This window comes from Dictyobacter aurantiacus (assembly GCF_003967515.1).
GTDB classification, from domain to species: Bacteria; Chloroflexota; Ktedonobacteria; order Ktedonobacterales; family Ktedonobacteraceae; genus Dictyobacter; species Dictyobacter aurantiacus.
The window spans coordinates 5,141,957-5,156,970 of record NZ_BIFQ01000001.1 but is presented as its reverse complement, the minus strand read 5'-3'; the positions used below and the strand labels follow the sequence as shown (position 1 = coordinate 5,156,970).

Annotated in this window: 9 protein-coding genes; 3 read left to right on the top strand and 6 right to left on the bottom strand. The window is 56.1% G+C overall.

Annotated features, from left to right (window positions below):
- The first annotated feature begins 158 nt into the window (after window positions 1-158).
- Complete coding sequence (locus KTT_RS20670) at window positions 159-1,256, top strand: serine hydrolase domain-containing protein (protein ID WP_126597792.1); 1,098 nt, start codon at window positions 159-161, stop codon at window positions 1,254-1,256.
- Between the two features lie 60 nt (window positions 1,257-1,316).
- On the opposite strand, the gene KTT_RS20665 is transcribed toward KTT_RS20670, so the two are convergent.
- Window positions 1,317-2,576: a glycosyltransferase family 4 protein gene (locus KTT_RS20665; protein WP_126597791.1), complete on the bottom strand. Its 1,260-nt coding sequence runs from the start codon at window positions 2,574-2,576 to the stop codon at window positions 1,317-1,319.
- A gap of 976 nt (window positions 2,577-3,552) precedes the next feature.
- Here KTT_RS20665 and KTT_RS20660 point away from each other — a divergent pair.
- Window positions 3,553-4,350: an alpha/beta fold hydrolase gene (locus tag KTT_RS20660; protein ID WP_160146006.1), complete on the top strand. Its 798-nt coding sequence runs from the start codon at window positions 3,553-3,555 to the stop codon at window positions 4,348-4,350.
- 167 nt (window positions 4,351-4,517) lie between these two features.
- Here KTT_RS20660 and KTT_RS20655 read toward each other — a convergent pair whose 3' ends face one another.
- From KTT_RS20655 to KTT_RS20645, 3 genes are all read right to left on the bottom strand, one after another.
- Complete coding sequence (locus KTT_RS20655) at window positions 4,518-5,672, bottom strand: sugar ABC transporter substrate-binding protein (protein WP_126597789.1); 1,155 nt, start codon at window positions 5,670-5,672, stop codon at window positions 4,518-4,520.
- The gene (locus KTT_RS20650) at window positions 5,672-7,189 is read right to left on the bottom strand and encodes a cache domain-containing protein (RefSeq protein WP_126597788.1); all 1,518 of its coding nucleotides are present in this window, start codon (window positions 7,187-7,189) and stop codon (window positions 5,672-5,674) included. The genes KTT_RS20655 and KTT_RS20650 overlap by 1 nt, the downstream gene beginning before the upstream one ends.
- A gap of 859 nt (window positions 7,190-8,048) precedes the next feature.
- Window positions 8,049-9,767 carry a glycosyltransferase family protein gene (locus tag KTT_RS20645; RefSeq protein ID WP_126597787.1) on the bottom strand — a complete coding sequence of 573 codons (1,719 nt, stop codon included), beginning with the start codon at window positions 9,765-9,767 and terminating at the stop codon, window positions 8,049-8,051.
- A gap of 347 nt (window positions 9,768-10,114) precedes the next feature.
- Between KTT_RS20645 and KTT_RS20640 the strand changes: the two genes are divergently transcribed.
- Window positions 10,115-11,491, top strand: a complete 1,377-nt coding sequence (locus KTT_RS20640) for a glycoside hydrolase family 32 protein (protein WP_160146005.1) — start codon at window positions 10,115-10,117, stop codon at window positions 11,489-11,491.
- A gap of 384 nt (window positions 11,492-11,875) precedes the next feature.
- Here the strand turns inward: KTT_RS20640 and KTT_RS20635 are convergent, their stop codons facing one another.
- Window positions 11,876-14,170 (bottom strand): glycosyltransferase family 39 protein, encoded by a 2,295-nt coding sequence (locus tag KTT_RS20635; RefSeq protein ID WP_126597785.1) that lies wholly within the window; start codon window positions 14,168-14,170, stop codon window positions 11,876-11,878.
- A gap of 203 nt (window positions 14,171-14,373) precedes the next feature.
- The gene (locus tag KTT_RS20630) at window positions 14,374-14,970 is read right to left on the bottom strand and encodes an HD domain-containing protein (RefSeq protein WP_126597784.1); all 597 of its coding nucleotides are present in this window, start codon (window positions 14,968-14,970) and stop codon (window positions 14,374-14,376) included.
- Between the last annotated feature and the right edge of the window lie 44 nt (window positions 14,971-15,014).

Here is a 15,014-nt window from a genome sequence, read left to right as displayed (position 1 = left end):
CAATCGCATCCCGGTTGCAGCTCCACTGAAATAAGAGTATGGGGACGTCTACGTTCCCACGCCCGCAGGCATTCGATTTATGGTATAGTTGATTCATCTTATCGATACCTCTTTCTTATCGGAACCCGCTAACAAACACCAGACACGAGGGCAGCAGCATGGACAAGCAGCAGGTAACAGGCTCCTGGCCAAACCTGGCATGGAAGACGGCCACCCCGAACGAATTGAGCGCCGACATTGAACGTCTTAAACAACTGGACGAGCATGCGCGGCGCACACCGGCCTTGCTTAGCATTATAGTTGTGCGTTCCGGCATCATTATCTTTGAGGAATACTATCACGGTTGGGGGCCCAACCACTACCATAATGTCAACTCCGTCACAAAAAGTGTCACCTCGGCCCTGGTCGGGATCGCCTTGCGGGAAGGGCACTTGCAGAGTGTCGATCAACCCCTGCTCTCATTTTTCCCCGAATACCACGCCCGCCGGCCGGATCCCAGCAAGCAAGAGATCACGCTGCGCCACCTGCTGACCATGACCAGCGGCTACGCACTGGCGCCGGGCGGCATCGAAACGTTTCTGGAGGACACCTCATCCATCGAAAGGATGCTGGACCGCCCACTGGAATACGAGCCGGGTACCCACTACGCCTACGACGACATCGGGGCCCACCTGGTCGCCCTGGTCCTGACGCGCTGCACCGGCATGCCCCTGCACACGTTTGCCAGGCGCCATCTCTTCGATCCCCTTGGCATCTGGCAAGATGAGGAGCGCCATCGCGATCCCTGGCAGAACAACCAGGCCAGCGCCGAGGCGCCTCACCGCTATGGAACATGGTCCTCGCAGCAGACTGGCTTATGGAGCAACGACGCCCAGGGCCATCAGATCGGCGGCTTCGGTCTGCAGCTCACCACGCGTGAAATGGCGCGCTTCGGCTATCTCTACCTCAACCAGGGCATCTGGAACGAGCAACGCATCCTCCCGGCGGAGTATATCGAGGAATCGTGGCGGGGGCACAGCAGAACCGAACGGGGAGAAAAATATGGCTACTTCTGGTTTCTACCCGACTATCATGGGAGGAGAACCAGTTGCGCCGTTGGCTATGGGGGCCAGTTGATCGGGATCATTCCCGAGCTCGACATCGTCGTTGCCTCTACCTGTGCCTTTGAGCAGGAAGCGATATCCAACCGCTTCATCATCAAGGACTTTGTCATCCCGGCCATGCAGATCAGGCCGGACATCGATCCCATCCTGTGAACCTCGCCGCCCGCGGGCGGCGAGTTGAATAGCCTGGGTAGAAGAAGACGGATACGCGGGCTACTGCAACATTTCCGAATCGATCTCGCGGCTCTGTTGAGGCAGGAGAGAAAGGGAATAGTTGGGCGTTGCTACAGGCTCTACCGGAGGCAACAGCGGGGAAGTGGTCTTCACCTGGGGCACACAGGACACCAGGGTATCCACGACTGGACGCTTGAGAGAAGCGCTCTTCATCACCTGCGCGGTGCGGATATGCTGATAGATACGGACATATTTCTCGACCATCACGCGGGCCGAGAAATTGTCCTCGACATGCTTCCGCACCACGGCCCGATCAAGCAGATCGACCTGGTCGAGGGCGCGCCTCATCTCTTTCAGATTATTGACCAGGTAGCCGCTCTTGCCGTGCGCGACCACCTCTGGAGCGGCCCCACGGGCGAACGAGATCACGGGGCAACCAACCGACATCGCTTCAATCATCACCATGCCAAACGGCTCCTCCCACTCGATCGGATTCAAGAACACGCGGGCACGACTGAGCAGGTCGATCTTCTCCCTGGTATTGACCGGTCCAATATATTTAATGTCATGACCGTTCAACTGCGGCTTGATAACCTCCTCATAATAATGGATCGAGGTTTGCACATGGCGATCGATGGTCCCGGCCAGGACCAGGGGGAGTCCGGCTGCCTTCGCCAGCTTGATCGCGTGGTGGGCGCCCTTCTCGGGCACAAAGCGTCCCAGCCAGACCACAAAGTTTTCCGGCTGCCTGACCGTTGGCTTGAACTGCTGCATCGGCAAACCGTGATGGACCACGCCAACAAAGTTCAGCGGCAACTTCACCTCCGCACGCGCGTTCTCACTGATCGCGATTATCGGCACCTGTCGCATCCATTCGAGAAAATATTGGTCAGCATCGCCGGTCCAGTCCTGCACACGATCAAAGGGGAAGCGACTATGCAGTGTCGACACATGTGGGGTACCCAGTTGCTGCGTCAAAGGAAAGGCATACATATCAGCGCTGGAAGAGAGGTGGGAATGCACAATATCAAAATGGTGCTCTTTAATATACTCAATAGATTTATAGGTATGATAGAAAGCCTTGAGATGAGCCTGCCAGGGGACCCCAGCATCGATCAACGAATGAGGGAAAAAAGAGACCAGTTTGGCGGATGTACGGGCATCACCTGGAGCAAACAGGGTAACATCATGGCCTTGCGCCACCTGCTCCTCAACAATATTATAGATAACGTTCTCGGTTCCACCATAGTTCTTTGGTGGGATGGTAATCCAGGGCGGTGCTATATGTGCTATTTTCATACTGGACCTTTCGCGCTAATTTTTATACCCCACATAACACATCAATGTATGCAATGGGAACCACTCCCCATAGGTACACGAATTGCGAGGTAAAAAAGTTACATACTATTAAACTAGAGACTACGCAAAAAAAGTATGCCCTGCCTGCTAAATCTATAGCAACGCTATAGTAACTATTAAACTATTAACATACAATAATTCTATACAAATCTTCTGTACTAATAATCACTACATCACAGCTAAAAAATGCCACAGGATAGTAAAGCTGCTTACAACCATAAAATGGCGTCTATAGCAGCCAAAACTCAGCATCGAAGTGAGGTCAGCAAAGCAAATCAAAAAGCTGGCAATGCTTCTGAGCATCTACCTTCAACATAGAAAAGAAGCGGCAGGCGTATGAAAGAGGACAAAGATGCTATGTTCCACATAGGCATAGGTTCAACCCGGATCTATCATACCGTTCATCGCTATATATAGTATACACTATAAATGCCATTTTTGTCCAAAAAAACGCGAAAAGCATTAAAGATAAAACGCAAATAAGCAGATGAATAGAAGAATTCCCGCGTGTGTGCGGGGATGTTGCTGTGTGGGGTACGTGAGCGCCCCCGCTCGGGCGTCCGCATGCGCGGCCGCACTGGTTTGTTTTTGGATGGTGCAGCAGGGGCGCCGCGGCGCCCCTGCTGCACCATCCTGTAATAGATTGCTGCGCTTCGCACCTGCCTGCTCAGTATCAGCTCATGAGACGCATGTGCGGTCGCATTTGTTGGTGGTGATGGTGCGAACAGGGCGCTGATGAGCCCTTGCTTGCATGATCATCAACAACAACGATTGAGCATCGCAGGTGAGTGGAAAAGCAGGCGTTCGGGCGGATAAATGAGGCGTGAAAACAGAATATGTCAACATTCGAGAGAGGAGGGAGGAATTATGTGGTTGTCGGTTGCCCATGATATACTACGAGAGGATACATTTACATATGTTTGATGTGGAAATGGAGCAAAAACGGATGTTTCTTACCGCGACTGATGGAATAAAGATTGCCTACGATGCACAGGGAGAGGGCCCGCTCCTGATTCTGCTACAGGGATTTGACGAGGCGCGTCAGATCTGGCATGAGCTGGGCTATGTTGAGCGCCTGAGCCAGCATTTTCGCGTGGTGACGATGGATCGCCGGGGCATTGGCGAGAGCGACAAGCCAACAAGCGTCAGCGCCTATCGTCTGGAGCAGATGCTGGCGGATATTTCTGCGGTCGCTGACGCCTGTGAAGCCCAGAAGTTCATGGTCTGGGGTCACTCCTTTGGAGCCTCACTGACCCTACAGCTCGCCGCGCGCTCTGAGCGCGTCAGTCGCGCCATCGCCGCCGGGAGCTTCTTTGGTCGCGTCTACTTTGAAGAGCGCATCAACCAGATCGTATCGGAGCTACAGGTACTCTACAAGGCTCAGCAGGATGGGACTCTGCGGGAGCTCGGCCTGGATAACGAAGACGTACGCTGGGTCGAGGAACGTTCGCTACCCGCGCTGATGGCCTGCTGGCAGGCCACGGTCTCCTGGCCAATCGTCAATCCGGGTGAGGTTCGCTGCCCGCTGTATGTGTATTCTGGCTCAGACGATCATCGCATCACCAAACCCCTGCTGCAACGCCAGGAAGAGATCGATGAGGCGAGCATCCTCCTGCGCATCTTTGATCATATTGACCACGCCCAGGAGCTCAGCGAGATTGAGGTTGTCTACCCGGCCGCCGAAGTCTTCCTGCGCAAGCAGCCACAAGAATAATCCCTGGCGGGATGCGCCCCATAAGCCAGCCTGGGGGCGCTGACGCCCCCAATCTTTTTTTAAAGGTGTTGCAGCAATTGCGCGAATGCGCAATTGCTGCAACACCTTTAAATTTAATGCGGCCGCGCCAGGTGCCGGGCTTGACCCGGCTTAGAAGCGACGGGCGGCTAGCAGAAGTTGCCGGTGCCAGCCGGGAGGCCGGCGCAGAGATCCTTTTTGCTCACATACCCATCTTTGATCACCGTCTGGGAGATGTTGTGGATATCCACGGAGACTGGCTCATCCAGGATAGAAGGGATCTTACCGCCATTGTAGGTAGAAGTAATTGCTCCGTGCGTCAGATTCTTCACATCTTTGCCATCGTGCAGAGCCTTGACCAGATCGCCAACCGACAGCGCCACTTTGGCGATCGGCTTGTAGACGGTCATGTTCTGCTTACCCTGCAAGATGTTGCGCAGGCCGCCCACGGTCGCATCCTGGCCGGTGACCAGGACCTTGCCGGACAGGCCGGCGTTATCCAGGGCCTGTATAGCGGTAGTGGCCATACCATCGTTCGCCACGTAGGCCACCTGGATATCATCTTTCTGATCCGCCAGCGCGGCCTCCATCTCGGTCTGGGCCGTCGCATTGCTCCAGTCAGGAGTAAAGACCTCGTTGACGATCGATAGCGTATGCTGCGCCAGCATGGGATCGAGCACCGAATGCGCCCCGATACTGAACATCAGGGCGTTAGTATCGGTCTGTGAACCACTGATCATAGTGATATTGGTATGGAAGCCGCGCCGATACTGCTGGTAATGACTGACGATATACTGCGCCTGCAAGACCCCCACTTTGATATTATCAAAAGAGATATAGTAATTCAGGTCAGGAGATTGAATCAGGCGGTCGTAGGCGATAACCGGTATATTATGCTCCTTCGCCAGGGTCACGATAGAGGAGGCGGCGATACTATCGTGGGCCGCCACCACCAGGATACAATCTCCATTCTCCATACCCGTGGTAGCCTGGGCCATCTGGGCGTCGCTATCACCGTTGGCGTTATGATAGTCAAAATGCACGCCGGGGATGGCCTTTGTAATCGCCGCCTCCAGCAAAGGATGGTCGTTGTGCTCCCAGCGATCGGAGGTCGTCCTATCGGGCAGAAAAACGCCCACGCGGGTACAATCCTTGCCACCGTTGCCGGAGGGGATATTGACCGTGCCCGCCGTATCGCCGAGGGAACAGGAGGTCAGCAGCAGACCGCAGAAGAGCAGGACGGCCGCCAGCTGATACCACACAAGGGTCCGTTGACCCGAACGCTTGATGACTGCTCTTCCCATTATTTGTTTCCTCCTACAACCTGACGCAGCTGTCTGATAACTTCCTGCAGCTGGATTGACGCCTCGCTGGCCGAGGTAGCGCCCGCGATCAACTGATCCGTCACCTGGGTCGCGATGCGGATCGCCGTCCCCAGACTCTGATTACTCTTATCCTGGTGTTCGGACACCTTTTCAATATAATGGGCTGCCGACAGGATCTCATTCAGGCGTTGCGCGGCCAGCCGAGGATCATTACGGTTCCAGTTGCGCCTGAGATCTTCACCGATCTCATCCAGTTTGCGCGCCGCCACGCTGGTCGCCTCCGTATAGTACTGCACCGACTGCAGCGCGGTCTGTGACGATTCGACGATCCACTTCTGCTCCGTCGCCGTCACCTGCTCGCGCGACGCCAGGGTATTGAGCATCTCACTGCTGCTCACCAGCGAATTAACGGACGACAGGATCGGTCGTGTGATGGTACGGCCAACCAGCATACCGACCAGGGCCGCGATCACCATCACCACAGCCGCGATCAAATAGAGATAGAGGTTCTGCCGATCGGCGGCCGAGGTAATCGTGCTCGTCGGTCGCAGCACGATATACGTCCAGGGCACCACGTGAGTCTTCACCTGGTAGGCCTGGTAATCCTCAGTTTTGGTAGCGGGCGTAAAGTTAAAGGCGGCAGGCCAGTTCGGATCCTGCTGCATATTTGCCAGCGAAGGATCGCCCAATGGCCGCACCGCGTTCAGCGAGTTCCCATACAGATTTTCATCTTTCACCTGCTGCTGAACGACGGGCAGCAGATTACCGACCGGCTTGAAAAGGGGAGCGGGGAAGGTCGTCAACGTCTTATCGGGATTGGTATAGGCGATGCGCACACCGTTGCCATCCAGGATCATCGCATAGCTACCGGGGGCCGCGCTATTCTCGTTGTTGACCGCTGTCCAGATATCATTGAGCAAGAAAGTGGCGCGCCCAAAGCCCACCAGATTATTCTGCTCAGACGTAATCAGCGTATACATGTCCACATACGCCATCTGCGTACGTGTATCCAGGTGCACATCGGAGATCAACGAATTGCTATGATTCTGCAGGCGAGCCAGCATCGGCAGCGGAATCTTATCCTGCCCACGATCCAGGGCGCCCGGATAGGAGAGCACCAGATTCCCGGTCGCATCAAACAGGGTCCAGTTGCCATAGTGGGGGTCCAGGTGATTACCGACGGCCATCTCGTTGAGGGCCTGGTCGCGATATGTAGCATCACCCGCCAGGAAGCGCTTAATCGCCTTGTACTGGCTGATATACTGTAAATCCTGCAACCGGGCAATCAGCAGGGCATCAATAGCCTGGGCATGCGAGCTCGCATCGGTCCCCATCTGATCACTGGCCTGCGCGATCAACGTCGGGCGCAGCGAAAACTCACTCGCCACGACCGTAATAATCAGAGGAAGAACCACAGCAAGGACTAACAGGCCAGAGAACCTGGCCGTCAACGTAAGTCTTCGATAAGGAGGCAATAGACGCTTCGATAGGACCATAGACGATTTCCTTTTGACATAACAAAAATAAGTACCACAGACACGCACATATAGTGAACAACATCCTTACGGCTGGTACGTCCCGGTAAACGTGTCGAGGAAGCATCTTAACGGCGACAGGTTAAGGCAGAGGTAAAATAGATAACGATAAATATTTACACTTTCAATCGACATCCTGTCAAAAGCTAAAACGCTCTTTTTTACCGATCGCCAGCTCACACGACATGCACTAAGAGGAGAAGGGGGGAACATCCCTGCTGCACCATGAGATTTTCGCGAATCTCCGGCTGGTCCTCTTTCAGAATGAAGGCGCGAGCATTCATAAATAACCATAAAATTCTTCTTGTATACACTATACATCATAACAGCTTACTCGTATAGTATGTAACTATGAAATAGGACTATTCATATATGTGCTATGGGGGTGGTGTGCGTGAGCGCGTCCACTCGCGCGTCCGCAAGCGGACGCGCGAATTTTATATGTTGGTGTATCGGGCGCGCATTCGCGCGCCCGATACACCAACATATAAAGCGGGTAGGGGCTACTCGCACCAATGCCAGCATATAAAGCGGGTAGGGGCTGCTCGCACCAATGCCAGCATGTAAAGCGGGTAGGGGCTGCTCGCACCAATGCCAGCATGTAAAGCGGGTAGGGGCTGCTCGCATGGGTACCAATATGTGAAGTAGGGAGCGTCTGCTCGCATGCGTTCTAGCAGGCGAAGGAGGTGGGTGCCTGCTCTTTTGGGGTGCTCAACAGTCAGGCTTGAGGCGGTCGAGGGCGCGGATGCGCCCTCGACCGCCTCAAAAAACAGGGTGGGGACGCCTGCGTTCCCCAGGCACCTGGCGCGCCAGGTGCGGGTCAATGCTGGGGCATGTAGCGGTAGAGGACATAGTTGTCGATGTCATAGCGCTTGTATTTACCGGGCGGCTGCTTCGCCATGCGTTTATTCAACCAGTCGAGGCAGTCATATTCGGTTGTGGTCATATTGGGATCTTTAGGGCACATCCAGGAGGCGGCCTTATCCTGATGAACGGCGGTATAGAACGGCGGATAGCGGTTGTGCGAGGGATTGAGATGGTGGTTGATCACGCCACAAATGACCCGTTCCTGACTGGCAAAAACCAGGCTGTAGCAGGTCCAATAATCCGTATACACATGCTTGACCCCGAGGTGCTCCAGCTGCGCCGCCAGGTCGCTGCGCTGAGCATTGAAGGTCTGCGCATTGGGCACCTCGCTAAAGGCGATTACCGTACCAATGATCAGGATAAGCGCCACAATAGCCAGGATGGCGCGGCAAAAATAGGTACGCACGCGCTGCCAGAGAGCCTGCGGATGCAGTTTGCTGGCGGCACTCCACAGGGGATCAAGCAGCGCTGGCAAGATAATCAACAGGCCAACGAAGTAGCGTGCATGATAGCCCGGCTGATTGAAGGGGCCGGTACTGCGAATGAAGACGACGATCACGCCGATCGCGGCGCCGATCATCAGCAACTGCGCGATGCGGCTCACCAGCAGGTGATGGCGCTCCTCGGCGGTCACCTCCTGTCTATACCGAATCACGCGCTGCAAGAGCAGGAGGGTAAAGATCAACGCCGTCAGGATCAGCAAGAGATAGCCGCCACCCCAGGCGGTATGGATAATGCCGCACTGCAAGGTACGAGGCGTATTATCTCCCAGGAACGGATACTCGATCACCGGGCAAAAAGGGAAGCCCGTCGCGGTCGGAATGGTCACCTGCACGGTCTCCACGGTGTTGTGCCAGAGTCCCAGCGACGCCGTCGGATCGTATCCCGTTCCCTGTACCAGGTTGAAGAGGGTTATAAAAGGATTCAATCCCCGGTTCATGCTAAACAAGAGCGATGGGTAGAGACCGACAAGGGCGCCCACACCGGCCAGCAGCCAGCCGCCCCAGATCAGCAGTTCACGCCAGCAGAAAACGAGGATCAGCAGGCCAGCCATAGCCAGAAATGGCAGCACGATCATGTCGCTCCACATGCCCAGTCCCGCCACCAGGCCGAACGCTCCATAGAGGGGCAGGCGCCGCAGCCGCGTACGGACCGTGGCGTGCCGTTGATAGGTCCGGGCCAGCCATGCCGCGATAAGAAAGGCCAGCGAACCAAAGAGGAGTGTTTGTGAAGAACCACCGGTGGCGATGGTCTGACGCGTCAGGTACGGGATAGAGCCAACGCTCAACAGGCCCAGCGTCACCAGGGCCAGCTTTTTTGAGAAGAGCAGACTGGTCAACCAGTACATGCAGACGAAAAAGAGCCCCACCATCAGCACGACCCCCAGGCGCAGGGCGGTCAGTGAAGGGCCACCAAAGATGTGAAAAAACAGGGCGCCCAGATAAGCCTCCAGCACCCCCATATAATTCTGCCCATAAAAAATCGTCGGATGCTCACCACGATACGCGATGTTATAAGCCATGGTGGCCATCACGCCTTCATCGCCATTGGTAGGCGGCCAGTGCAAGGCTATCAGAGTGAGTCGCAAGCCGACCGCAAACACGATAATGGCGGCGGCCGCCACTCCATAGGTATTCTTTTTTATGTACTTCAAAATGCGCACACCGGGCAAATTTGCCTCCTCAATTTAAATAACTTAAAGGCATGCATCACTGTTTACACTAATTTATCAGCAGGCCATAATTAGAGTTGTTATGCGTACTCATTTTACCTACCTACAAAATGGCCGTCAACAAATTGGCATACTTCATAGTGAAATATGCTATAGCACAAGAAAAAGATTACCTACCCCCTTTACTATACCAGATTGAAAAACGCCATTACCAAATTTGCCCGACCTCAAGGGTAAAAATAATTATGGACAAGTAGCACTTTTGACGCTATGCTGTGATTGATTGCGGCCGAGCCCTATCGCTAGCACTCTGTAAATCTATCTCGCAGCCAAGGATGACGACATACATGCAAAGAAAACACTTGACCGATCACCATCGTACGGCCTATCACTTCCAGGCCCCCTCCAACTGGATGAACGACCCCAATGGACTGGTGCAGTGGAAGGGCAACTACCACCTCTTCTATCAGTATCATCCGCATGGTCCCCTGTTTGGTAAGATCCACTGGGGGCACGCCATGAGCGCGGACCTGCTGCACTGGACCCATCTGCCCATCGCCCTCTCACCCACCGAGGGGGGACCCGACGAGGACGGCTGCTGGTCCGGCTGCATAGTCAACAATCAGGGCGTCGCGACCATCGTCTATAGCGGCAACGCGCACGGTCGCCAGCTTCCCTGTGTCGCAACGAGTCAGGATGACGATTTGCGCACGTGGCACAAATACGCCGGCAATCCGGTCGTGGCTGACTGGCCGGCCGAGCTGGATATCGTCGAGTTCCGCGACCACTGCGTCTGGCAGGAAGGCGAGATGTGGTACCAGGTGATCGGCTCGGGATTTAAAGGCGTCGGTGGCGCCGCCCTGCTCTATCGCTCGCCCGACCTGCTGCGGTGGGAATACCTGCAGCCGCTATGCGTGGGCAACAAAGACGAAAGCGGCACCATGTGGGAATGTCCCGACTTCTTTCCCCTCGGCGACAAGCACCTCCTGACCGTCTCATCGATCCCCGATGGCCTGGTCTATTACTTTATCGGTAGTTATCAAAACTTTACCTTTACGCCCGAGAGCCAGGGTCTGCTGGATGGCGGGCGGCACTTCTACGCCCCGCAGTCCATGCGCGATGACCAGGGACGGCGTCTGATGTTCGGCTGGCTGCGCGAGGGACGCGACGACACCGATCTGCTGCAGGCCGGCTGGGCCGGGGCCATGTCGCTGCCACGCATCCTCTCGCTGCAACCGGGGGGCACGCTCGGCATCGAGCCGGCCTCCGAGATCGAGCAGCTCCGTCTCAGGCGGCACACGGTCGAACCCCAAACGATTACAGGCCAGCAGACCGTGGTTGAGCAGCTATTCAGCAACGCCCTGGAGATCAACCTCGATATCGATAGCCAGACCGCCTCCAGCTGCGGACTGATCCTGCGGGACAGCGCCTATCCCGAGGAGAGCATCGCGATCAGTCTGCAGGAAATGGGACTGAACATCGAGGCTAACAACGGCCACACCGCACAGGAGGCTGAACAATATTCGCTCGTCATCGGCCGCCATACGCTGCGCATCTTTCTGGACGGCTCGGTGCTGGAGGTTTTCATCGATGGCCGCGCCTGTCTGACCGAGCGTTTCTACCATTCGGCTCCCCAGCAACTCAATCTGAGCCTCTTCGCCAGCGGCGGCGAAGCCACCCTTCACCAGATGGACGTATGGGAGATGGACACGATCTGGCAATAACGAACTCGCCCCAGGTGAGCTTTTGGGTACGTGTGCGCGAGGTTGCGTGCCGGTACCACGTGGGCCGGCGTGTATACCAGGAGAGGCGGGAGCGTGGGGGTACCGGGGCCGCCGTCGCTGGCGGCCCAGTCGACCGTTGAAGGTCCCTACAGGGGCGTTTCGTTTTGAAGGGGCATTTCATGTTCGGGGGTGTTCATGTCCGGGGTTCGTTTGGATTTTGATGGTATTTTGTGTTTTTTGAGGCGTGTCCGTCTCGTTGCGTTCAGCATATGGAGGGCGATTCCTGCACCTACGGTCGCATCCAGGGAAGGCTAAAAGGGAGAGGAGCGGCAGGGCCACGCTGACCTGCCGCTCTTTTCTTCTGAAAGAGAGGATGTATGTCAATTACGATTGCGGGGTGCCGCAGTCGTAGAGCTGGTTGGCTCCCTGGTTGTTCGTAGAGCCGCCCGACTGCCATGAGCTGGCGGGGACGACGCTACAATGGCTGGTAACCCAGGTGGTAGCCTGGTTCTGACGGCCGAAGCCACCGGGGGCGCCATTGGCGAAAAACTGGCGGAACTGCTCCGGCAGTTGATTGATATTAAACTGGCCACCACCGCGAGCCCCTCCCAGCCAGAAGTAGCGCACGGTCCCATTATGGATCAGGTTCTGCAGGTCACTGGTAGTCAGGATGGGATCGCCACCGCTAAAGCCACCCAGTGCCATCACCGGCTTGTTGGTGGATAGGATGATCGAATCAGCCGTCTGGGAGCTTGGCGTGGCTACCAGAAATTTTGTGTTGCCCTGGTGAGACTCAAGGAAAGAGATCAGAGCCGGGTCCGCGTTTCCACCATCACCGAAGCCGCCCTGGAAGGCGTTGACCAGATTATTGCGGGCCGCGCGCGCCGCATTGTTCCCACCAGCCACATTGTTTCTACCTGGAAGGGCAAAAGCAACCTGCGCGCTGGGTCCAGCGGTCGGGGCCGACGACTCGGTGTTGCGGATTACAGAGTAGCCGGACCAGATGGTGGGAGCGATCAACAGGGCCAGCAGGCCAAGCGCCACCGCGCCGCCCGCGATACGCACACGCGGCAGGTCGAACTGTAAGCGCCACGGCAGGCGCAGCAAAACCAGGAGGCCGATGCCAACCACGGCCAGCACGCCAATGATGGGGCTGAGCCACTGATACCAGGAAGGATAGCTGGCCAGCATATACAGCTGCGCCACCGCGGTCAGTCCCAGCGCGATCGGCAGCAGCCAGCCATTCCAGCCGTGGCCGCGATAGGCCTGCCACATCACCACCACCCCGATACCGACCAGGGCGCTCAGTCCAGGCGCCATCTCGGTCATGTAGTACTGATGGAAAGAGCCATCGATCGAAAAGAAAATCGCCATCGCCAGCAGCCACATCCCCCACAACACCATCGCCAGCTGTTGATTATCTACCTGCAGACGCCAGCGGCGCTGCACCGCCAGGGCCACGATGGCCACCAGCGCAAACGGCAGCAGCCAGCCGATCTGCCCACCCAGCGTAGCGCTAAAGAGGCGGAACGGTCCGGCTGCACCCGTCTGGAAGCCACCCGCGCCGCCCGCGAACTGGCGCGCCGCATTGCCGTTGCCACCGACATTGCCATTGCGGCCAAAGCCATTACCGCTACCAATGTTGCCGGGGCCAGTGCCACCTGTTCCATTATTGCCTGGAACGGTGTTACCATTGTTATTGCCGCCACCGGGCAGGGGAGATTGTTGAGCGGCCGTGCTATTCTGCCCGCCTCCGGTTGTATTGGGGCGCTGCGTGTTCTGATTAAACGGATTGCCATTGCGATTGCGACCACCAAAGCCGTTATTGCCGCCAATGTGCAGACGGTTCAGACCGTTGTAGCCAAAGGCCAGGCTCAGCTCTGAATTATCTTGCGTCGAGCCAACGTAGGGACGCTGCGACGCCGGAGTCAGATCCACCGCCAGGGCCCACGAGAGGGAGAGCAGCAGCATCACCAGCAAGGCCAGCGCCAGATGCCAGATGCGCGTCCACAGCGGACGAGGAGCGCACAGCAGATAGGCCAGGCCCAGAGCCGGCACCACCAGATAGGCCTCGGCCATCTTTACATTGAAGCCAACACCAACAAATACGGCGCACAGCAGCAGCCAGCGCAGCTTGCCGCTTTCAGCGGCATGGATCACCGCCCACGCGGCCAGCAGCAGGACCAGGGCCAGCGTGCCATCGATAGTATTATTGCGATTGGTCACCACGCTGATCGGCGTAATGGCCAGCGCCAGCCCGGCCAGCAGTCCCGCGACCGCCCCGAAGTGGCGCTTCACCAGGGCGTAGAGCAGCCAGACCGCCAGCACGCCACACAACGCCTGCGGCAAAAAGATACTGAACGGCGTAAAGCCAAAGATCTTCGTACTCAACGTCTGCAGCCAGAAGCCCAGCGGCGGTTTATCGATCGTCACGAATCCACCGGGATCGAAGGAAACGAAAAAGAAATTGTGCCAGCTATCCGCCATACTACGTACGCCTGCGGCATAGTACGCGTTCCCATACCCATTCTGACCCAATTGAAAAAAGTCCATAAACACCGCAAGCAATAGAACCGCCGCCAGCGCGACGCGGTTCCAGAGACGCGGCATCTCCGTCTTGCTCTGCGGCAACGTCGTATCGATTGGCGATACTGTTGAAGCATCAGCGATATCAGCCATGGCTCAATCTATCTCCTTAAATTGGGAGTCCATTCATATCTGGATGCTGCATTGCACAGAGCTGTGCAATGCAGCATGTGTGGAGGAAGGGATGATTTCCTTGTATGAGCCAAGTATAAAGGGAAAATCTCAATAAACGCACAGGTAATTGTAAATAAAATTTAAAATTTAACCCTTTCCAACGGAAATCCAATCCTAAGGGTCTACAAAGACGCGTAGCAATTTTCCTCGACTCCACGCTGGTAGAGCAGCTCAAAGGCCTCGGTCAGGGCTGGATCGAACTGGCGCGCGGCTCCATTTAAAACACGGCTTCTCTCAGCGGAAACGCCATTCTCGCGCCAATTGCGCCCCTGGGAGAAAATATTCTGAGCAAACGACTGCAGCTTGTCGACAGCGCGCGCATACCTGGCTTCAGGTGTCGTGCACGCTTCGAACTCTCTCCACCAGTCATGGACCTGCGTGCCCAGATCCTCAGGCAACTGCGCGAATAACGCCTGGGCGGCCTGCTCCTCGCGCTCCTCTCTATCAAGATTTCCAGCAACATCAAAAGCAGGTGTATCACCCGCGTAGATCTCTACCAGGTCATGCGTTAAAATCAGCTTGAGGGTATGCTCGATATCCACCTCTATGCTCAATTCTTTGTGCAGAAGCAGGGCGAACATCGCCATATGCCAGGTATGCTCGGCATCGTTCTCGTGCCTGTTTTGTGAGCTCAGATAGTTAGCGCGATAAATGGCCTTGAACTGATCGATGATTTCCAGAAAACGCAGAATTTGTGTGAGGCGTGTGGTGTCAATCATAACAATTTCCTTCTTGATGAATTGGTGTCGCGCCTCATTCTACC

Bases quoted from the DNA above. Each gene is read 5' to 3' on its own strand.
- KTT_RS20640 (WP_160146005.1), top strand. From the start codon at position 10,115: ATGCAAAGAAAACACTTGACCGATCACCATCGTACGGCCTATCACTTC.
- KTT_RS20650 (WP_126597788.1), bottom strand. From the start codon at position 7,189: ATGGTCCTATCGAAGCGTCTATTGCCTCCTTATCGAAGACTTACGTTG.
- KTT_RS20635 (WP_126597785.1), bottom strand. From the start codon at position 14,170: ATGGCTGATATCGCTGATGCTTCAACAGTATCGCCAATCGATACGACG.
- KTT_RS20655 (WP_126597789.1), bottom strand. From the start codon at position 5,672: ATGGGAAGAGCAGTCATCAAGCGTTCGGGTCAACGGACCCTTGTGTGG.
- KTT_RS20660 (WP_160146006.1), top strand. From the start codon at position 3,553: ATGTTTGATGTGGAAATGGAGCAAAAACGGATGTTTCTTACCGCGACT.
- KTT_RS20665 (WP_126597791.1), bottom strand. From the start codon at position 2,576: ATGAAAATAGCACATATAGCACCGCCCTGGATTACCATCCCACCAAAG.
- KTT_RS20670 (WP_126597792.1), top strand. From the start codon at position 159: ATGGACAAGCAGCAGGTAACAGGCTCCTGGCCAAACCTGGCATGGAAG.
- KTT_RS20630 (WP_126597784.1), bottom strand. From the start codon at position 14,970: ATGATTGACACCACACGCCTCACACAAATTCTGCGTTTTCTGGAAATC.